This is a genomic window from Vreelandella aquamarina (genome assembly GCF_900110265.1).
GTDB classification, from domain to species: Bacteria; Pseudomonadota; Gammaproteobacteria; order Pseudomonadales; family Halomonadaceae; genus Vreelandella; species Vreelandella aquamarina.
The window spans coordinates 25,502-45,162 of record NZ_FODB01000005.1 but is presented as its reverse complement, the minus strand read 5'-3'; the positions used below and the strand labels follow the sequence as shown (position 1 = coordinate 45,162).

Sequence of the window (19,661 nt, the reverse complement as noted above, 5' to 3'; positions counted from 1 at the left end):
CACATGCCTATGAAGCTGTTCGACGAGATACCCCGCGAGCGCCCGGCGACGCCACTGCTCGACTCTTTTGATCATCCCGCCGCGCTGCGGGCCATGAATGCTAAACAGCTCGCCCAGCTAGCGGATGAGCTGCGCGCCTACCTGCTCTACAGCGTTGGCGTGACGGGTGGCCACTTTGGCGCAGGCCTGGGCGTTGTTGAGCTCAGTGTCGCGCTGCACCACGCCTTTCACACGCCGAAAGACCGCTTGGTGTGGGACGTGGGTCATCAAGCCTACCCGCATAAAATCCTCACCGGGCGACGCGATGCCATGCTCAGCATTCGCCAGCACGGCGGCCTGGCGGCGTTTCCCCGCCGGGCAGAGTCCGAATACGACACCTTTGGCGTTGGCCACTCCAGCACTTCCATTTCTGCAGCGCTGGGCATGGCCCTGGCCGCCCAGGCGCAAAACGACCCGCGCAAGGTCTGCGCCATCATTGGCGACGGTGCGCTCACCGCAGGGATGGCGTTTGAAGCGCTGGCCCACGCAGGCCACGTGAATGCCAATATGCTGGTAGTGCTGAACGACAATGAGATGTCGATTTCTGAAAATGTCGGCGGCATTGCCACGTATTTAGCACGGGTGCTCTCCAGCCAGCCCTACCTCAAAATGCGCGAAGAGGGCAAAAAGGTGCTATCCCACCTGCCCGGCGCCCTGGAGCTTGCCAAGCGTACCGAAGAGCACATGAAGGGCATGGTCAGTCCCGCCACCCTGTTTGAGGAGATGGGTTTCCACTACGTTGGTCCCATCGACGGCCACGACTTAGAGGCGCTGACTCAAACGCTGCGTAACCTGCGCGACCAGAAAGGCCCGCAGTTCCTGCATATCAAAACGGTCAAAGGGAAAGGCTTCCTGCCCGCCGAAGCCGACCAGATTGGCTATCACGCGATTACTAAGCTGGAAAAAACCACCACGACCGTCAGCGCTCCGCTGGTGAAGCAAGCAGCGGCCTCCAGTGCGCCGAAGAACGCCCTTAAGAAAAAGTATTGCAACGTGTTTGGCGACTGGCTATGCGACATGGCCGCCGCCGACTCACGCCTCATGGGCATTACCCCCGCTATGGGCGAAGGCTCGGATCTGATTCGCTTCTCGCAAACCTATCCCGAGCGTTACTTCGACGTCGCCATTGCTGAACAGCACGCGGTCACGCTGGCCGCCGGCATGGCCTGCGAAGGCATGAAACCAGTGGTGGCGATCTACTCCACCTTCTTGCAGCGCGGCTACGACCAGCTGATTCATGACGTGGCGGTACAGGAGTTAGATGTCACCTTCGCCATCGACCGGGCAGGCCTAGTGGGCGAAGACGGTCCCACCCACCACGGCAGCATGGATCTTTCGTTCCTGCGCTGCGTGCCGGGCATGGTGATTCTCGCCCCGTCGGATGAAGCCGAATGCCGCGCCATGCTCAGCGCTGCCTACCACCATCCTGGCCCGGCTGCCGTACGCTACCCCCGTGGCACCGGCCCTGGGGCCGTCATTCCAGAGCACCTAGAGCCGCTGGCGATTGGCGAGGCCCAGGTGCGTCGCGAGAGCACCAGCGACGGCGTACGCATCGCGCTGCTGGCGTTTGGCAGCGTCAATAGCGCCGCCGCCGAAGTGGCTGAGAAGCTCAACGCCACCCATATCAACATGCGCTCGGTGAAACCACTGGACCGCGATGCTGTGCTCCACGCGGCGGACGAGCATGAACTGCTGGTCACCCTGGAAGAGAACGTCATTGCGGGCGGCGCGGGTAGCGCAGTGAACGAGCTGCTCAACGCGGAAGGCGTTCAGGTGGAAGTGCTGAACTTAGGCCTGCCGGACGCCTTTGTGGAACACGGCACCCCCGCCGAGCTATTGCGCGACTGCGGCCTGGACGCTGAAGGCATCGAGCGCGCTATTCGCGCCCGGCTGCCGTAACCTCCGCGTGTGAACCACGTATTTTTAACCTGTTGAGATGTCTATGTTATTTCTAATTATTGTGTTTGGTTTGATTGGCCTTGCCGTCGGTGGCCCCATTGGCTTACTCGTAGGTGGCGGCCTTGGCTGGTGGCTGGGTCGGCGCATCAGCCGTCGCTTGAACGCTGCCCGTGTGCAAATTCAAGAAGGCTTTTTGGAATCGATCTTCTCCGTGATGGGCTGCCTCTGCCAAGCCGATGGCAAAGTCACCGAGGGCGAGCTAGACGTTGCCGAAAAGCTCTTCGATCAAATGCACCTGCAGGGCGAGCACCGCGCCAAAGCTCGCGCCGCCTTTGACCGGGGCCGCGCGGCTGACTTCAACCTGGATGCCGAGCTGGCCAAGGTCAACCGCCTCACCCAGCGCCAGCCGGTACTGCGCCAAGTGTTTTTACAGGTTCAGTTGAGCGCGATTGCCGCCGATGGCGTGCTGCACCCCGCCGAGCACGAGATGATTCTGCGCGTTGCCCGCGGCGTTGGCTGTAGCGAGGCCGAAGTTCAGCAAATCGAAGCGATGCTGCACGGTGCGGCGGCCAACTCCCAAGGTGCCAGCGAAGAAGCCTTAAAAGATGCTTACCGCGTTCTTGGGGTATCAGAAGACGCCAGCGACGCCGAGATCAAGAAAGCGTATCGTCGCCTGATGAGCCAGAATCACCCGGACAAGCTGGCGGGCAAGGGGCTTCCGGAGAGCATGCGCGAGGTGGCGCAGGCCCGCACCAGCGAGATTGGCAATGCCTACGAGCGCATCCGCGCGGCGCGGGGCTAGTAGCTCGTGACAGGGTTCCAGGGAGTCGCTACAGTGAAAACTTCACGGTACTGCCTGGAGCCGCCAAATGATCACGCTATACAGCTTTCCCAATTCCCGCTCGCTACGCGCTGCTTGGACGCTTGAAGAGCTGGGCCTAGAGTACCAGTGCCACCACGTAGCGCTGGATAAAGGCGAGGGGCAAAGTACCGAGCATCTTGCTCGCCACCCGGATGGCAAGGTGCCGGTGCTGGAAGATGGCGAGCTAATGCTGTTTGAGTCTGCGCCTATCTGCCGTTATCTCGCCGAGCAGTATGGCGCTGGGCAACTGCTGCCTCAAAGCGTTGCCGAGCGCGCCCAGGTCGACCAGTGGCTCAGCTTTATCGTTACCGAGATCGAGCAGCCGCTGTGGTTACAGGCCAAGCACAAGTTCGCCCTGCCTCAAGATAAGCGAGTCCCCTCAGTGCTACCCACCGCCGCTTGGGAATTCCAGCGAGCCCTGCTCGCGCTCGAGCGCCGCTATCGTGGCCAGGAAAATCTAGTGGGTGATACCTTCACGTTGGCGGATCTGTTCTTAACGCACACGCTCACTTGGGCCACAAGCATGAAACATCGCTTGCCGGAGCCGCTGGTGGCCTATCGCGCCCGCCACGCCAATCGCCCAGCGCTTGCCCGCGCCGCCGAAAAAGAGCAGGCGGCAGCGCAAGATTGAACGCTACCCCTTACGCTCGATATCCACATCGCTGGCTTGGGTAAAGTCATCCAGCACCATCATGTGGCCGAGCTTGCCCGCTTTGGTGGAGAGGTACTGTTCGTTGTGGGGGTTTAAACCGGTGGTAATGGGCAGACGCTCGACGACGTTCACGCCATCGCGGGTTAGCGCATCCACCTTGCGGGGGTTGTTGGTCATCAGCTTGAGCGCGGTAATGCCCAAGTGGTTGAGCATCGGCACGCAGAGGTCGTAGCGGCGCATGTCGGCGCCAAAGCCGAGCTGCTCGTTGGCTTCTACGGTATCGGCGCCCTGGTCCTGCAGATGATAGGCGCGAATTTTATTGAGCAGGCCAATGCCACGCCCTTCCTGGCGTAAATAGAGCAGCACGCCGCGCCCCTCTTCGGCAATACGCTTCAGCGCTTCTTGCAGCTGGTAGCCGCAGTCGCAGCGCATGGAGAATAGCGCATCGCCGGTTAAACACTCAGAGTGCACGCGCCCTAACACCGGCTCGCCGCCGCTCACATCGCCCAACGTTAGGGCGATATGGTCTTTACCCGTGGCGTCGTCTTCGAAGCCATGCATGGTGAATGTGGCCCAGGGAGTGGGCAGCCGAGAGGCAGCAATGAAGCGAATGGTCACAGGGTTCCTCGCTGATTAACCAAACCAGTTAACCACACCAGTGTTGGCGAAGTGGGCGGACAGTTTACCAGGAAGCCGCGCAGGCCTCACGGTCTTAGCGGGGTGCGACGATTTTTGCCACGGTTTGCGCCGCCACCCACGGCTATCTTCACGTACAATTCCTATCTTCAGGTACGATGACTCCCTTACAATGCGGGCAAATTTCTCAAGAGCAAGTGTTTATGACCACCACACCTTTGCAAAACGACCGTTTTCTTCGCGCGCTGGCTCGCCAGCCCGTTGACCGCACTCCGGTGTGGATGATGCGCCAAGCCGGCCGCTACCTGCCGGAGTACCGCGCCAGCCGCGCCGACGCAGGCAGCTTTATGGACCTGTGCCGCAATCATGACCTGGCTTGTGAAGTGACCCTCCAGCCGCTAGAGCGCTACCCGCTCGACGCTGCAATTCTGTTTTCGGATATTTTGACCATCCCCGATGCCATGGGGCTGGGCCTCTACTTCGAAACCGGTGAAGGCCCCAAATTCAGAAAAACCGTCCGCACACCGGAAGAAGTCGCTGCGCTGACGGTGCCAAACGCCGAGCGCGACCTGGACTACGTGATGCGGGCGGTATCCACGATTCGCCGCGAGCTGAACGGCCGCATGCCGCTGATCGGTTTCTCCGGCAGCCCCTGGACGCTGGCGACGTATATGGTGGAAGGCGGCTCCAGCAAAGACTTCCGTCACTTAAAAACCATGCTGTATGACACGCCGGACACCATGCACCAGCTGCTGGACACCCTGGCACAAGCGGTCACCGACTACCTGAATGCGCAGATCCGCGCCGGTGCCCAGGCGGTACAGATTTTTGATACCTGGGGCGGCGCGCTCTCCACGCCTGCTTATTTAGAGTTCTCGCTGCGCTATATGGAGCAGATCGTTTCCGGGCTGATCCGTGAACACGATGGCCGCCGCGTGCCGGTGATCCTGTTCACCAAAAACGGCGGCCAGTGGCTTGAACACATTGCTTGCGCCGGTGCCGACGCGCTGGGTATCGACTGGTCGACCGAGCTTTCCGACGCCCGCGCCCGCGTAGGCCATAAAGTCGCCCTGCAGGGTAATTTAGACCCCAACGTGCTGTTTGCTCGCCCTTCGGCCATTCGCGCCGAAGTGGCCCGCGTGTTGGAGAGCTACGGCCACGGCCCGGGCCACGTGTTCAATTTGGGCCACGGCATCAGCCAGTTTACCAATCCCGATCACGTCACCGCCTTTATGGAGGCGCTGCACGACTTAAGCCCGCAGTACCATCAGGGCATTCCGACTCAAACGAACGACCAGTGCCCAGGAGCCAAGCAATGAGCGACTTACGCGACGACCAGTGGTTTACCGAAGTTTTTGATAGCCACGGCAGCGCTTTCTCGCTGAAAGTGACCGAAAAGCTGCTGGATGTGCAGAGCCCTTACCAGCACCTGGAAGTGTACGCCACCGAAACCTACGGCAACCTGATGGTGCTGGATGGCTGTGTGATGCTCACCGATCGCGACAACTTCCTATATCACGAAATGATCGCCCACCCGGCGCTGTTCACCCACCAAGACCCCAAGCGGGTGGTGATCATTGGCGGCGGCGACTGCGGCACGTTGAAAGAAGTGCTGCGCCATCCGGGCGTTGAAAAAGTCACTCAGATCGATATTGATGAAGAAGTGACCAAGGCTTCCGAGCGTTTCTTCCCGTCGCTGGTAGAAGCCAACGGCGACCCCCGCGCCGAGCTGCTGTTTGCCGACGGCGTGAAGTGGGTAGACGACGCGGCCGACGAGAGTATCGACGTGCTGATCATCGACTCCACCGACCCGGTCGGCCCAGCCGAAGGCCTGTTCAAAACCGACTTTTTGAAGCGCTGCCACCGCATTCTGAAAAGCGGCGGGGTGATGGTACAGCAGAGCGAATCGCCGCTTTATCATAGCGGTTCGATCATTCGCGAACTGCGCAACGACATGCGCGAAGCAGGCTTCGATAGCGTTGCCACGCTACCTTTCCCCCAACCGGTGTATCCCTCGGGTTGGTGGAGCGTGACGTTGGCCGGTAAAGCGACCAGCGTTGAAAGCTTCCGCGAAGAGGCTGCCGCCAGCCACGAAATGCCGCTACAGTACTACACAGTAGATGCCCACCGTGGTGCCCTGGCGCTGCCGCCCTTTATGCGTAAAGACTTCGCATAAGGTTGCGGTAACGTCATGCATCAGGCCGGGCTCTGCTCGGCCTTTTTTATGCGCAAGTGTTGCTGCGCTCGACGTTAAGGAATAACAAATGAACACCACGCGTTGGTTAGGATTGGGAATCACTCTATTAGCCCCGACCCTCTGGGTACCTGCCACGGCCATGGCCGATACCCTTGAGGCTGTTCAAGAGCGCGACAGCGTGCGCTGCGGCGTTAACGCCGCCCAGCCCGGCTTCTCATCGCTGGACGATAACGACCAATACCGCGGCCTGGACACCGATGTGTGCCGCGCCATTGCCGCTGCCGCGCTAGGTGATGCCAGCAAAGTCAATTTCGTACCGTTAGACTCGGTGGAGCGTTTTGCCGCGCTGCAGTCTGGCGAGGTGGACGTGCTCTCCCGCACCACCACCTGGACCTCTAGCCGCGACACCACGCTAGGGATGAACTTCACTGGCGTCAGCTACTACGACGGCCAGGCGTTTATGGTGGCCAGCGACCTCGGCGTACAGAGCGCCAAAGAACTGGATGGGGCGGCTATTTGCACTCAGTCAGGCACCACCAGCGAACTAAACCTTTCCGACTACTTCCGCATTAACAACATGACCTATGATGCGGTGGTGTTTGATTCACCTGAACAGTCGATTGCAGGCTTCGAAGCAGGCCGCTGCGACGTATTGAGCTCGGATGCCTCGCAGCTCTATGCCCAGCGCATTCAACTGGCCGACCCCAATATGGCCGTGGTACTACCGGAGATCATCTCCAAAGAGCCGCTTGGCCCAGCAGTGCGCCAAGGCGATGACCAGTGGTTCAACATCGTGAAGTGGTCGCTGTTTGCCATGCTGAATGCCGAAGAGCTGGGCGTCAGTCAAGCCAACGTGGATGAGCAGCTAAGCTCAGAAAACCCCGATGTGATGCGCCTACTTGGGCAAGATGGCGATTTTGGTGAAGCCATGGGCCTTTCGTCAGACTGGGCTTACCAAATCGTCAAACAGGTGGGTAACTATGCGGACATTTATGACCGTAACGTGGGCGCGGACTCTGATTTCAACATTGCGCGCGGCCTGAACGCTCTGTGGAAAGATGGCGGCATTCAGTACGCGCCACCTATTCGCTGACACGCTAGGCGACTAGCCACCGACCTCCGCCAGCGGCTGCGCACCAAAAAAGCGCAACGCGTAGCTGCTGACCTACTTTTTTGCACCACTACCTTCGTCAAATTCGCTGATTTTACGTTGAAAAGCGCTGAATTTGACGGCATATCTTTCTTGGCACCTTCCTTGCTAGCTTTTAATGATGCATCACCATGCATAATGACATTAAATCGAGGAAGGGGAACAAACATGATTAATAAGAAACACCTGGTACTGCTCGCCTCAGCGGGTGCCATCTCCCTCGCCGGTATCGCCACCGCACAAGCCAATACGTTAGAAGATACCCGCGCGCGCGGTGCTGTACAGTGTGGCGTTAGCGACGGCCTACCAGGTTTTTCCGCCCCAGATGATAGCGGTAACTGGCAGGGCCTCGACGTTGACGTATGTCGCGCCGTTGCTGCAGCGGTACTGGGCGACGCGGATGCCGTCAACTACATCTCCCTGAATGCTGTTGAGCGTTTCACCGCGCTGCAGTCTGGCGAAGTGGATGTACTGTCCCGTAACACCACTTGGACCACTACCCGTGACACCACCTTGGGCCTGAACTTCACCGGCGTTACCTTCTACGACGGTATCGGCTTCATGGTGAACAAGGATTTAGGTATTAGCAGCGCAGACGAACTCGATGGCGCCGCGATCTGTATCCAGTCTGGTACTACCACCGAGCTTAACGTCGCCGACTACTTCCGTGCCAATGGCATGGAGTTTGACCCCATCGTATTCGACACGTCTGAGCAAACCGTGGGCGGCTTCCAAGCTGGCCGCTGTGACGTGCTGACCTCCGACACTTCTCAGCTAGCGGCCTTACGCATCCAACTGGACGACCCCGCTTCTGCAATGATTCTGCCTGACATCATCTCCAAAGAGCCGCTGGGCCCAGTGGTACGTCAAGGCGACGATGAGTGGTTCAACATCGTAAAATGGTCGCTGTTCGCCATGATCAACGGTGAAGAGTATGGCATTACCAGCGAAAACGTTGACGAGATGCTCAACTCAGACAACCCGGATATTGCTCGCCTGCTGGGTCAGGACGGCAACTACGGTGAAGGTATGGGCTTAGAAGCCGACTGGGCTTACAACATTCTGAGTCAGGTAGGTAACTACGGCGAAAGCTTTGATCGCAACGTAGGCATGGGCTCACCGCTGGAAATTGAGCGTGGTATTAACGCTCTGTGGACCCAAGGCGGCATTCAGTACGCACCGCCGATTCGCTAAGCGTCTCGCTTGACCCCGGCCCGCCGCTCCCTCTTAACAGGGAATGGCGGGCCATCTGATTGACCTGCCGTATCGCGGAGACGCCATCCATGTCTGTAAGACCTAATGCTCGCCCGGCTGGCCACAAGCCACCGTTTTGGCGAGACCGCGCCAAGCGTGCGCTCATTTTCCAGTGTCTATTGATTGCCGCTGTCATTGTGTTTCTGTTCTATATTGTCGGCAATGTTCAAGACAACTTATCCTCACGGGGTATCACCACCGGCTTTGGTTTCCTAAACAATACCGCCGGTTTTGGGATCGTGCAGAGTCTGATCGACTACTCCTCCCAAAGCACCTATGGCCGCACCTTCTTCGTGGGCCTGCTGAATACGCTGCTGGTGGGTGGGTTAGGCGTGATCGCCGCCACCATCATTGGTTTTATTGTCGGTATCGCTCGTCTATCGCCCAACTGGCTGATCGCCAAGCTAGCCGCCGCGTATATCGAAACCTTTCGTAACATTCCGCTGCTGCTGCAGATTTTCTTTTGGTACTTTGCCGTGCTGCGCACTCTGCCAAGCGCCAGGGACAGCCTTGCCTTTGGGGAAGCGTTTTTCCTCAACGTGCGCGGACTGTATCTACCAGAACCGCTGTTTGAGTCCGGTTTTGGGCTAATTCCCGTGACCTTTGTGATCGCCATTGTGGCCAGCATTGCGCTGGTGATTTGGGCGAAGCGCCGCCAGGAAGCCACGGGGAAACGTATTCCTGCCTACTGGATCTCCTTTGCGCTGATTTTTGGCTTGCCGCTGTTGGTTATGTTGGTGACTGGCGTGCCTATCACTTGGGAAATGCCCGAACTGCGTGGCTTTAACTTCCGCGGCGGTATTACGGTGATTCCCGAGTTCCTGGCGCTATGGTTTGCACTATCGATCTACACCGCCTCGTTCATCGCCGAAATCGTGCGCTCCGGCATTCAGGCCATTTCCCATGGCCAAACCGAGGCCGCACAAGCGCTGAGCCTGCCGCGTAACCTGGTGCTGCGTCTGGTGGTCATTCCGCAGGCGCTGCGGGTCATCATCCCCCCGCTCACCAGCCAGTACCTCAACCTGATCAAGAACTCGTCGCTGGCCACGGCCATTGGCTACCCGGACCTCGTTTCGGTCTTTGCAGGCACCACGCTGAACCAGACAGGCCAAGCCATCGAGGTCATTGCCATGACCATGGCGGTTTATCTGACCATCAGTCTGCTGGTCTCCATGTTCATGAACTGGTTCAACGCCCGTGTGGCGCTGGTTGAACGCTAGGCCGTTGTCGAGGGCATTCCCATGATTCACAACCGAACGATGATCGAGCCAAAGCCGGCGCCCAGCAGTTCTGTGGGCCCTGTGGCATGGCTACGCAGCAACCTGTTCAACGGCCCGATCAACACGATCTTTACTCTGATCGGCCTGTATATTCTCTACCTGCTCGTGGTTCCCACGGTGCAATGGGCGTTTATCAACGCCGACTGGGTAGGCACTACCCGCGACGACTGCTCTCGCGAAGGCGCCTGCTGGGTGTTCATCAACGCACGCTTCACCCAGTTCATCTACGGCCTGTACCCGCGCTCGGAAATCTGGCGTGCCAATATCGTCTTTGCCGGGTTCTTCACCCTGATTGCCTGGCTGGCGATTCCACGCCTGCCCTTCAAGCACTGGGTGGCCGTGTTTGCGCTGGTCGGCTTCCCCGTGATCGCCTACGTGCTGCTGCACGGCGGCTATTTCGACCTGCCGCGTGTGCCGACCCATCGCTGGGGCGGCCTGATGCTGACCCTGCTGCTGGCCACCGTGGGCATGGTAGGCGCGCTGCCGATCGGTATCGTGCTGGCCCTGGGGCGGCGTTCGAACATGCCCATCGTCAAGAGCTTCTGCGTCATCTTTATCGAGTTCTGGCGTGGCGTGCCGCTGATCACCGTGCTGTTTATGGCCTCGGTCATGCTGCCGCTGTTCCTGCCCTCCGATATGAGCGTTGACCGCCTAGTGCGTGCCCTGATCGGCTTAACGCTGTTCCAGAGCGCCTATATGGCAGAGGTCATTCGTGGCGGCTTGCAGGCGATTCCAAAAGGCCAGGAAGAGGCCGCGGCAGCGCTCGGCATGACTTACTGGAAGCGCATGGGGCTGATCATTCTTCCCCAAGCGCTGAAGATGATGATTCCCGGCATCGTGAATACGTTTATCTCGCTGTTTAAAGACACCACCCTGGTCATGATTATCGGGCTCTTTGACCTTTTGGGGATCGTGCAAGCGGCACTGGCCGACTCACGCTGGTTAGGCTTCTCGTTGGAAGGCTATGTCTTTGCGGCCTTCATGTTCTGGATCTTCTGTTTCAGCATGTCGCGCTACAGTCAGTACCTAGAACGCAAGCTGCATACCGGCCACAAGCGCTAACGCCGCTTTTATCAACGATTTTTTAGCAGGATAGTGACATGACTCAAGCAGCCACCAACAACCCTGGTACCAGTACTTCTGACCTGATGGTTGAAATGCGCGGCGTGAACAAGTGGTACGGCGATTTCCACGTGCTGCGCGATATCTACCTGGAAGTAAAACGCGGCGAACGGATCGTCATTTGCGGGCCTTCTGGCTCGGGAAAATCCACCATGATCCGCTGCATCAACCACCTGGAAGAGCACCAAAAGGGCGAGATCGTGGTCGGCGGCGTGCCGCTGACCCAAGATGTTAAACGCATCGAGCAGATTCGCCGTAGCGTCGGCATGGTGTTCCAGCACTTCAACCTGTTCCCTCACCTCACGGTGCTGGAGAACTGCTGTATCGCACCGATGTGGGTGCAGAAGAAGCCCCGCAAAGAGGCCGAAGCCATGGCCATGCAGTACCTGGAGCGCGTGCGCATCGCCGAGCAGGCCAAGAAATATCCTGGCCAACTCTCCGGTGGTCAGCAGCAGCGGGTCGCCATTGCCCGATCGCTGTGCATGCACCCGGACGTGATGCTGTTTGACGAGCCCACCTCTGCCCTTGACCCGGAAATGATCAAGGAAGTGCTGGACGTCATGGTGGAACTGGCCGAAGAAGGCATGACCATGCTCTGTGTCACCCACGAGATGGGCTTTGCCAAAACCGTGGCCGACCGCGTGATCTTTATGGACCAAGGGCAAATCATTGAAGAGAACGCGCCTGAGCCGTTCTTCAATAACCCGCAGTCCGAGCGCACCCAGCTCTTCTTGAGCCAGATTCTGGGGCATTAACGCTGCCCACCCGCACCTGCATCGGCGTGACCGGGCTTGCGGGCAGTGCGGATGTGGAGGTAGATATGATCGCCTGGATTCCTCCTAAAGAGGGCGCTTAACCGCCCACAAGCGTAATGCTGGCAGGCAGTAGCGCAGGCTGCTCCCGATGCTTCGTCAGCGGCTTGCCCGCCAGCGCCGTGAGCAGAATTTGCAGGGGGTCGCCGTGGCTGACCACCAGCACCGTTTCACCCTCAAAGCGTTGCTCCAACGCTTCCAGCGCAGCGACCATGCGCGCCGCGACACGCTTGACCGGCTCCACCTGCCACTGGGTGTGGTCGGCGTTCTGGGCATCGAAGGCCCACACCTCCGGGTAGTGGCTATCCGCCTTGCCCTCCAATTCACCAAAGTGGCGCTCCCTCAAGCGCTCCTCTTTTTGCATCTCCAACCCAAACGCGGCGGCCACTCGGGCGGCGGTGTGCGTGGTGCGTAAAAAGTCCGAATGCACGACCTGTGTGGGTACCGGCCAGTGCCACCGTGCGACGGTATCTGCCAGCTGCTGCTCGCCCTGCGGCGACAGCCCATACGCCAACAGCCCTCGCTCGGGGGAGCTGATGATGGTGCCTTGTGCGTTAGCCTGGCTATGGCCGTGGCGCATCAGCAGATAGCGGTTTCGCCAATGATGACGTGAGTCGTCTATATCCATGCTCTTTTCTCTATGAAAACCGTGTTTGACCAAACACGGAACGGTTGCCATGGTTAAAGGGTAATCAATGACATGGAGGACGTATGACAATGACCACCTATATCGTGGTAGCCGACGCCGCTCGGGCACGTATCTTCACCCGTGATGCACTTCACCTCGCCGAGCAGGAGAGCTTGGTACACGCTGCAGGCAGGCTGCATGAAGGCGACTTGATCACGGACCGCCGCGGTGCCGATGTTCATGAGTCTACGTCAACGTCATCGCGCTCATCCGGCGAGGAAGGCGCGGCCTCCCAACATGAAAACGAGCTGTTTGCCAAAGAAGTCGCCCAGCGACTCTACACTGCGCGGGTGGACAACAGCATGGACAAGCTGATCATGGTCGCGCCTCCCAAGTTCTTGGGGCTGCTCAAAGAGAAGCTCGATAACCCCACGCAGAAGCTGGTCACCCACACGCTCTCGAAAGACCTCAGCAAAGCGTCCATGGCTGATATTCAGAACGCGGTCAGCGATCTTCGTTAACACTACAGTTAGCGCTTACTAACTTTTTTCCTGCTTTTTACTAAAGGCGTAGTCGCTCTCGCCGATACCCATCATGAACCCTGATGATCCCGAGAGCGACTATGTTTTCTTCCCTACGTTTACGTATCTTGCTAGCGGCCCTTATCGCTATTGTGTTGGCTTTAACGGTGAATGGCATTGCTAGTTACACGACTGTAAAGCATCACAATAGTGAGCAGGTTAATCGCAACCTAAGCGCTGTTGTGAATGGAAACACACAGGCCATCGATGAGTGGTTCAATGCGCGCTACACGATGTTAGCCAGCATGGAACACACTGCAGGTAGCGAAGAGCCGCTACAAGCCTTGCGACAATTAGCCGATTCTGGCGACTTTATGACCGCTTACATTGCTTACCCGTCCACATCAGAGGGAATTTTCTCAGACGGCTGGCAACCCCCTAGCGATTATGACCCACGCCAGCGTCCCTGGTATCAAGGCGCGGTGAACGCGCAAGACACTATCATCACCGCCCCGTATGTCGATGCTCAAACGGGCGGCCTGATCATTACCTTCGCTCGCCCCTTCTATCAAAACGGCGAACTAGCCGCTGTGGTTGGGGCCGATATTACGATTGCTGACGTTATCGATATTGTTGCCAGCATTTCCCCCACACCGTCTAGCTTTGGCTTTCTAACCACCAACGATGGCACGCTGGTTGCCCATCCGGATGAGTCGCTGACGCTGGAGCCTTCAAGTGTATTAAGCGATGCGCTCACGCCTTCGGACCTCACTCGCATCGTGCAGGCAGACTCCCCACAGCCGCTAGCTCTGCAAGGCAGCGATAAACTGCTAATGGGCAGTGCTGTAGGCGGCAACAGCGGTTGGCAGTTGGTCGTCGCGTTAGACGAAGCAGAGGCCACCGCAGACCTGCGCGCCATTGCCACCACGTCCATCGTTACCCTGCTGATCGTCGCGGCCATTACCGCTGTGGTATTTGGGCTGCTGCTGTCGCTACTGTTGCGCCGCCTGCTGGGGGTGCGCAACGCGATGGATAATATCGCCTCCGGCGAGGGCGACCTCACCCAGCGTCTGCCAGAAGAAGGCAACGACGAAGTCACTCAAATCGCTAGCGCCTTTAACCGCTTTGTTAACAAAATGGAGCACGTCTTAATCGATGTGCGCACCAGCAGCGAATCGGTGCACCACGCCGCTAACGAGATTGCCATGGGCGGCCAAGACCTCTCCCGCCGTACCGACAACGCGGCGTCTAGCCTTCAGCAAACCTCCGCATCGGTAGAGCAAATCACCAGCACCGTGCAGCACACGGCGGCCTCAGCACAGGAAGCCAACAAGCTCTCCCACGCGGCCACCGAAGTCGCGAAAGAGGGCGGTCAGGTGGTGTCGAACGTGGTCACCACCATGGAAGATATTTCCGACGCCTCCAACAAGATTGGCGAGATCGTCACGCTGATGAACAGCATTGCCTTCCAGACCAACCTGCTGGCGCTCAACGCCTCGGTAGAAGCAGCGCGGGCTGGCGAGCATGGCCGTGGCTTTGCCGTCGTGGCAGAGGAAGTGCGCAAACTGGCTGGCCGCAGCAGCGACGCGGCCAACGATATCCAGAAACTGATCGAAGACTCGCAAGCCAAGGTGAATAACGGCACCTCGTTGGTACGCAATGCGGGTAGCACGATGAAGGATATCGTAGACCACATCACCCGCGTAACCGACGTACTGGAAGAGATCAACGCTGCAACCAGCGAGCAAAGCGATGGCATCAAACAGGTCAACATCGCCGTGGCCGAGCTGGACCGGATGACCCAGGAAAACGCCGCCATGGTGGAAGAGTCCACCACCGCCGCCGAGCAGTTGAAAGAGCAGGCGGATCGCCTGACCGGCACGATCAGCAGTTTCAAACTCTCTAACGCGGCATCACCCGCGCTGCAAGCGCCGCAGGATCGCTTACCGCGCACGTCAGAGACCTTCTAAACGTCTCGTCTGCCACTCCTCCATGGCCGCCGCAGCGCTCGCGGTGGCGGCCATGTCATGCGTTAACCATGAATCTTTGTTCTACTGGTTCAAGGATGGCACTCGATACACTCTTTCGCCTCTTGCTGATGAACAGCATTGCCTTCCAAACCAACCTGCTGGCACTCAACGCCTCAGTAGAAGCAGCGCGGGCTGGCGAACACGGGCGCGGCTTTGCCGTGGTGGCCGATGAAGTGCGCAAGCTCGCCTCGCGCAGCAGCGACGCCGCCAAGGACATTCGCCAGCGCATCGATGCGTCTGCCGATAAGGTCGAAAGCGGCACGCAAATGGTACGCGACGCCGAAGCCGCCATGCACGAGCTGGCCGATAGCGTGACGCGCGTCACCCAAATGCTGGGCGATATCAGTACGGCAGCCGGTGAGCAGAACGACGGGATCAACCAAGTCAGCATCGCGGTGACCGACCTGGATCAGATGACCCAGCAAAACGCCGCCCTGGTGCAAGAGTCCACCACCGCGGCCGAGCAGCTTAAAGACCAAGCGGACAGGCTGGCCGCGCTAGTGGGTGGCTTTACGCTAGAGGCGTCGCAGCACCTGGCTCAGGCGCTGCCAAGCCCTGAAAAGGCCAAGGTGTAACCGCTAGGGAATCGGTGGCAGCGGAATATCGTCACTGCGCTTGGCCCCGGCGGTCATTTCGCGGCAGAGGCGTAAAAACTCCCGCACGCCGGTGGTGAGGTACTTGTGGCGATGCCAAATGAACGTGAACTGGCGCTTGAGATCCAACTCCGGCGTGGGCAGCGGCACCAAGCTGCCGCGCCGGAAGGCATCACGCAGTGCCAGCCGCGACACGCAGCCAATCCCTAATCCCGACTCCACCGCGCGTTTAATGCCCTCGGTATGCTCCAGCTCCAACAGCGTATTGAACCGGCTACGACGGTGGCGGGCGGCATGCTCCAGCGTCATGCGCGTGCCTGAGCCCTCCTCACGCATGATCCAATCCTCCCGCAGCAGCTGATCCAGCTCCAGATGCTCCCGCCCCGCCAGCGGGTGGCGCGGCGAGCAGAATACGCACAGCTCATCCTCGACCCAGGGCTGGCTGATGATCATATCGTCATCGCACTGCCCCTCAATCAGCCCTAAATCCAGCGAGTGCTGGCGCACGCCCTCGATAATATGCCGCGTATTGCGCACCGCCAGCCGCACCCGGCTGCCAGGATAGCGCTGCATAAAATCGCTGATCAGCAGCGTGGCGAGATAGTTACCAATGGTGAGCGTTGCCCCCACGTCCAATGCGCCCACGCCCTGTTGGCCCCGCAGTAGCTCCTCGACCTCCTCGGCGCGGTCGAGCAGGGCCACCGCCTTGGGCAGTAGCTGGAAGCCGAGCGCGTTGAGTTTCAGCCGTTTCCCGATGCGATCAAGCAGTTGGCAATCGAACTGGCGCTCCAGCTCGGCCAGCGCCGTGCTGGTAGCCGATTGCGACATGGCCAGCGCGCGCGCCGCGTGGGAAACGCTCTCGTGCTGGGCAACGGCTACGAAGACTTCTAGCTGACGCAGGGTGTAGTGCATGACCAAAACCTATCTGTAGAGTGATCGGCGAAGGGATATATCGATTTTAAAGATAAGCGTTATCAAGATAATTTGCTTAACAGATATACCACCCTTATTTAGAATTGAGAGCAACCTATAGAGCTATTTTTTATTCTTTTTTGGAATATGGCGAGCAAGGCTTAGGCCTCGCTGCCCCTGGAGGAGTTAGCATGAGCAAGTTTGCCCTGGAAGAAGTGTTAAGCGTTCACCACTGGAACGATACCCTATTCAGCTTCCGCACCACTCGCGAGCGCAGCCTGCGCTTCAAGAACGGCCAGTTCGTTATGATCGGCCTGGAAGTGGACGGCAAACCCCTGATGCGCGCTTACTCCATCGCCAGCCCCAACTACGAAGATCACCTTGAGTTCTTCAGCATCAAGGTGCCGGATGGCCCGCTCACCTCGCGCCTGCAACACCTGAAAGTGGGCGACCAGATCATGGTCAGCCGCAAGCCGACCGGCACACTGGTGTGCGACGACCTGCTGCCGGGCCGCAACCTGTATATGCTCTCGACCGGCACTGGCTTGGCGCCGTTTATGAGCCTGATCCAAGACCCGGAAATCTACGAGCGCTTTGAAAAAGTGGTGCTGGTACATGGCGTGCGTGAAGTCTCTGAGCTGGCCTACGCCGACTTCATCACCAAAGAGCTGCCCGCCCACGAGTACCTGGGCGAAGAGATCGCCGAGAAGCTGGTGTACTACCCCACGGTGACTCGCGAAGAGTTTCACACCATGGGTCGCCTGACCGACCATATTCGCACCGGCAAGCTGTTCGAGGACACCGGCCTACCGCCCATCGACCCGCGCCAAGACCGCGCGATGATTTGCGGCAGCCCGGCGATGCTGGACGACACCAGCGCCCTGCTCGATGAGCTGGGCCTGAACATCTCCCCGCGTATGGGCGAGCCGGGCGACTACGTCATCGAGCGTGCGTTCGTTGAGAAGTAAGTGCTGCTTGGATGGTGAATGGTGAATGGTGAATGGTGAATGGTGAATAGAAAATCGTAGCCCGTATCACCATCGCCTTATGCACAAAGCCCCTGTGGATGATATCCACAGGGGCTTTGTCTATTCAGCGCAACTCACTGTTCACGCCTTACCCTTCACTACTGACGCTTCACCGTTAAACCGCGTCTTTACCGGTTTCACCAGTACGGATACGGATGACCTGCTCAAGGGGCATCACAAAGATTTTACCGTCACCGATCTTACCGGTATTGGCGACCTGGGTAATCGCGTCGATCACCTGCTCGGCCATATCGTCGTCAACGGCGACTTCCAGCTTCACCTTGGGCAGGAAATCCACCACGTACTCCGCACCACGGTAGAGTTCCGTGTGGCCTTTCTGACGGCCAAAGCCTTTCACTTCCGTTACCGTAATGCCCTGCACGCCGATATCAGAGAGCGATTCGCGTACGTCATCAAGCTTGAACGGCTTGATAATGGCTGAGATCAATTTCATTGCGACATCCTCTAGCTTGGTGGCCCACTGTTATCAAAACAGCGTTGTTAAACGGTTGTCATAACCCATCAAGGTTGGCGGGGCGCTTGCATAGCCAAGCCCGTTACCCAGTCGGTTAAGCATACACCGCCATGGGCGGAGAATAAAAAACCCGTATGTACCTAGCTCATAACAACCAGCGTGCAACCTACCTGTGAAGGACAAAAAGGCCTCCCACGGTGGGGAGGCCAAAAGGAGCACGCCAGCTCACATGATTAGCGCAAGCTTATTTCTTAACGCTAAACTCGGGGTAGGCTTCCAGACCGCACTCAGCGATATCGACGCCTTCATACTCTTCTTCTTCGCTAACGCGGATACCTATGATCGCTTTCAGCACCAGCCATACCACTAAGCTTGCGATGAAGACCCAGCCAAAGATGCCCACGATACCGATCAACTGTGCACCGAAAGAAGCATCGCCATTATTCAGCGGTACTGCCAACACACCCCAGATACCGACCACACCGTGAACGGAGATCGCACCAACCGGATCGTCCAGCTTCAGTTTGTCCAACGTTACGATAGCCGCGACAACAATCAGGCCACCTACTGCGCCAATAATGGCAGCACCCAGCGCTGAAGGAGAAAGCGGGTCAGCGGTGATAGCGACCAGGCCAGCCAGCGCACCGTTCAGCGCCATGGTGAGGTCCGCCTTGCGGAACCACAGCTTGGCTAGAATAAGCGCGGCGATGACACCACCAGCAGCCGCTGCGTTGGTGTTCACGAACACTTGCGCAACGTTGTTAGCTGAACCGATATCGGACATTTTCAGCTCAGAGCCACCGTTGAAGCCGAACCAGCCCATCCACAGGATGAAGGTACCCAGCGTTGCCAGCGGCATATTGGCACCGGGAATGGCGTGGATAGAGCCATCTTTACCGTACTTGCCTTTACGCGGGCCAAGTACCAGCACACCTGCAAGCGCTGCAGCCGCACCGGCCATGTGCACAATGCCGGAACCCGCGTAGTCAGAGTAGCCCACTTCAGACAACCAGCCGCCGCCCCAGGTCCAGTAGCCAGACACCGGGTAGATGAACGCAGTCATCACCACGGCAAAGGCCAGGAATGCCCACAGCTTCATACGCTCAGCCACGGCACCCGAAACAATCGACATGGCGGTGGCCACAAACACCACCTGGAAGAAGAAGTCAGAGCGCATCGAGTAGTAAGGCGCATCGTCGCCACCGGCCAGCACTGCATCGGCGCTGTTTTCAGTACCGATCAAGAAGCCCAGGTTCGGCAGGAAGCCGCCTGCGCTGCTGGAGTACATGATGTAGTAGCCCACCAGTAAATACATGGTGCAGGCAATCGCAAACAGTGCGATGTTTTTAGTCAGGATTTCGGCGGTGTTTTTGGAGCGAACTAGGCCCGCCTCCAACATAGAGAAGCCTGCAGCCATCCACATGACCAGCACGCCGCAGATCAAGAAGTAAAACGTATCGAGCGCATAGCTCAAATCAGCTAACTCATTCATGAGGTGTTCCCCGTTTGTACTAAGAAGAGGTACTTGGAAAAGGTACTTGGAAGAGATACTTGTTGACGTTGCAACGTCA

General features: G+C 58.4%; 18 protein-coding genes and 1 pseudogene. 14 read left to right on the top strand and 5 right to left on the bottom strand.

All coding sequences use genetic code 11. The annotated features are described in order from the left end of the window. The first annotated feature begins 3 nt into the window (after positions 1–3). From dxs to BMY49_RS02375, 3 genes are all read left to right on the top strand, one after another. On the top strand, positions 4–1,938 hold the full coding sequence (gene dxs / locus BMY49_RS02385; protein ID WP_074211291.1) for a 1-deoxy-D-xylulose-5-phosphate synthase: 1,935 nt from the start codon (positions 4–6) through the stop codon (positions 1,936–1,938). 43 nt (positions 1,939–1,981) lie between these two features. Then, complete coding sequence (gene djlA / locus BMY49_RS02380) at positions 1,982–2,740, top strand: co-chaperone DjlA (RefSeq protein WP_044629904.1); 759 nt, start codon at positions 1,982–1,984, stop codon at positions 2,738–2,740. A 67-nt stretch (positions 2,741–2,807) separates the two neighbouring features. After that, positions 2,808–3,431, top strand: a complete 624-nt coding sequence (locus tag BMY49_RS02375; RefSeq protein WP_044629903.1) for a glutathione S-transferase family protein — start codon at positions 2,808–2,810, stop codon at positions 3,429–3,431. A 3-nt stretch (positions 3,432–3,434) separates the two neighbouring features. Here the strand turns inward: BMY49_RS02375 and ribA are convergent, their stop codons facing one another. Beyond that, a complete protein-coding gene (gene ribA, locus BMY49_RS02370) occupies positions 3,435–4,070 on the bottom strand; it encodes a GTP cyclohydrolase II (RefSeq protein WP_089674704.1) in 636 nt (211 codons plus the stop codon). A gap of 221 nt (positions 4,071–4,291) precedes the next feature. On the opposite strand from ribA, the gene hemE reads away from it, so the two are divergent. The 7 genes from hemE (at position 4,292) to BMY49_RS02335 (ending at position 11,846) form a co-directional block, all read left to right on the top strand. Further along, on the top strand, positions 4,292–5,407 hold the full coding sequence (gene hemE, locus BMY49_RS02365) for a uroporphyrinogen decarboxylase (RefSeq protein WP_044629901.1): 1,116 nt from the start codon (positions 4,292–4,294) through the stop codon (positions 5,405–5,407). After that, positions 5,404–6,264, top strand: coding sequence for a polyamine aminopropyltransferase (speE, locus tag BMY49_RS02360; RefSeq protein WP_089674703.1), 861 nt, complete (start codon positions 5,404–5,406; stop codon positions 6,262–6,264). The genes hemE and speE overlap by 4 nt, the downstream gene beginning before the upstream one ends. A gap of 88 nt (positions 6,265–6,352) precedes the next feature. Then, positions 6,353–7,378 (top strand): amino acid ABC transporter substrate-binding protein, encoded by a 1,026-nt coding sequence (locus tag BMY49_RS02355; RefSeq protein ID WP_089674702.1) that lies wholly within the window; start codon positions 6,353–6,355, stop codon positions 7,376–7,378. 225 nt (positions 7,379–7,603) lie between these two features. After that, the gene (locus tag BMY49_RS02350; protein ID WP_044629898.1) at positions 7,604–8,629 is read left to right on the top strand and encodes an amino acid ABC transporter substrate-binding protein; all 1,026 of its coding nucleotides are present in this window, start codon (positions 7,604–7,606) and stop codon (positions 8,627–8,629) included. An 89-nt stretch (positions 8,630–8,718) separates the two neighbouring features. Then, positions 8,719–9,909 (top strand): amino acid ABC transporter permease, encoded by a 1,191-nt coding sequence (locus BMY49_RS02345; protein WP_062359210.1) that lies wholly within the window; start codon positions 8,719–8,721, stop codon positions 9,907–9,909. A 21-nt stretch (positions 9,910–9,930) separates the two neighbouring features. Then, positions 9,931–11,031: an amino acid ABC transporter permease gene (locus BMY49_RS02340; protein WP_054640765.1), complete on the top strand. Its 1,101-nt coding sequence runs from the start codon at positions 9,931–9,933 to the stop codon at positions 11,029–11,031. 86 nt (positions 11,032–11,117) lie between these two features. Further along, entirely contained in the window at positions 11,118–11,846 is a 729-nt protein-coding gene (locus BMY49_RS02335; RefSeq protein ID WP_054640785.1) for an amino acid ABC transporter ATP-binding protein, read from the top strand. A 97-nt stretch (positions 11,847–11,943) separates the two neighbouring features. Here the strand turns inward: BMY49_RS02335 and BMY49_RS02325 are convergent, their stop codons facing one another. Then, entirely contained in the window at positions 11,944–12,531 is a 588-nt protein-coding gene (locus tag BMY49_RS02325; protein WP_228219191.1) for a histidine phosphatase family protein, read from the bottom strand. Between the two features lie 89 nt (positions 12,532–12,620). Between BMY49_RS02325 and BMY49_RS02320 the strand changes: the two genes are divergently transcribed. From BMY49_RS02320 to BMY49_RS02310, 3 genes and pseudogenes are all read left to right on the top strand, one after another. Then, complete coding sequence (locus tag BMY49_RS02320; RefSeq protein WP_044629926.1) at positions 12,621–13,052, top strand: host attachment protein; 432 nt, start codon at positions 12,621–12,623, stop codon at positions 13,050–13,052. 101 nt (positions 13,053–13,153) lie between these two features. Continuing rightward, positions 13,154–15,022: a methyl-accepting chemotaxis protein gene (locus BMY49_RS02315; RefSeq protein WP_089674700.1), complete on the top strand. Its 1,869-nt coding sequence runs from the start codon at positions 13,154–13,156 to the stop codon at positions 15,020–15,022. A gap of 125 nt (positions 15,023–15,147) precedes the next feature. Continuing rightward, positions 15,148–15,657, top strand: a pseudogene (locus tag BMY49_RS02310) (methyl-accepting chemotaxis protein); the annotation flags it as partial. A 3-nt stretch (positions 15,658–15,660) separates the two neighbouring features. Here BMY49_RS02310 and BMY49_RS02305 read toward each other — a convergent pair. Beyond that, complete coding sequence (locus BMY49_RS02305; protein ID WP_044629892.1) at positions 15,661–16,587, bottom strand: LysR family transcriptional regulator; 927 nt, start codon at positions 16,585–16,587, stop codon at positions 15,661–15,663. A gap of 191 nt (positions 16,588–16,778) precedes the next feature. Between BMY49_RS02305 and BMY49_RS02300 the strand changes: the two genes are divergently transcribed. Further along, positions 16,779–17,555 (top strand): ferredoxin--NADP reductase, encoded by a 777-nt coding sequence (locus BMY49_RS02300; protein ID WP_089674698.1) that lies wholly within the window; start codon positions 16,779–16,781, stop codon positions 17,553–17,555. A gap of 175 nt (positions 17,556–17,730) precedes the next feature. On the opposite strand, the gene glnK is transcribed toward BMY49_RS02300, so the two are convergent. Continuing rightward, positions 17,731–18,069 (bottom strand): P-II family nitrogen regulator, encoded by a 339-nt coding sequence (glnK, locus tag BMY49_RS02295; protein WP_009098335.1) that lies wholly within the window; start codon positions 18,067–18,069, stop codon positions 17,731–17,733. A gap of 265 nt (positions 18,070–18,334) precedes the next feature. Continuing rightward, the gene (locus tag BMY49_RS02290) at positions 18,335–19,582 is read right to left on the bottom strand and encodes an ammonium transporter (RefSeq protein ID WP_089674696.1); all 1,248 of its coding nucleotides are present in this window, start codon (positions 19,580–19,582) and stop codon (positions 18,335–18,337) included. Between the last annotated feature and the right edge of the window lie 79 nt (positions 19,583–19,661).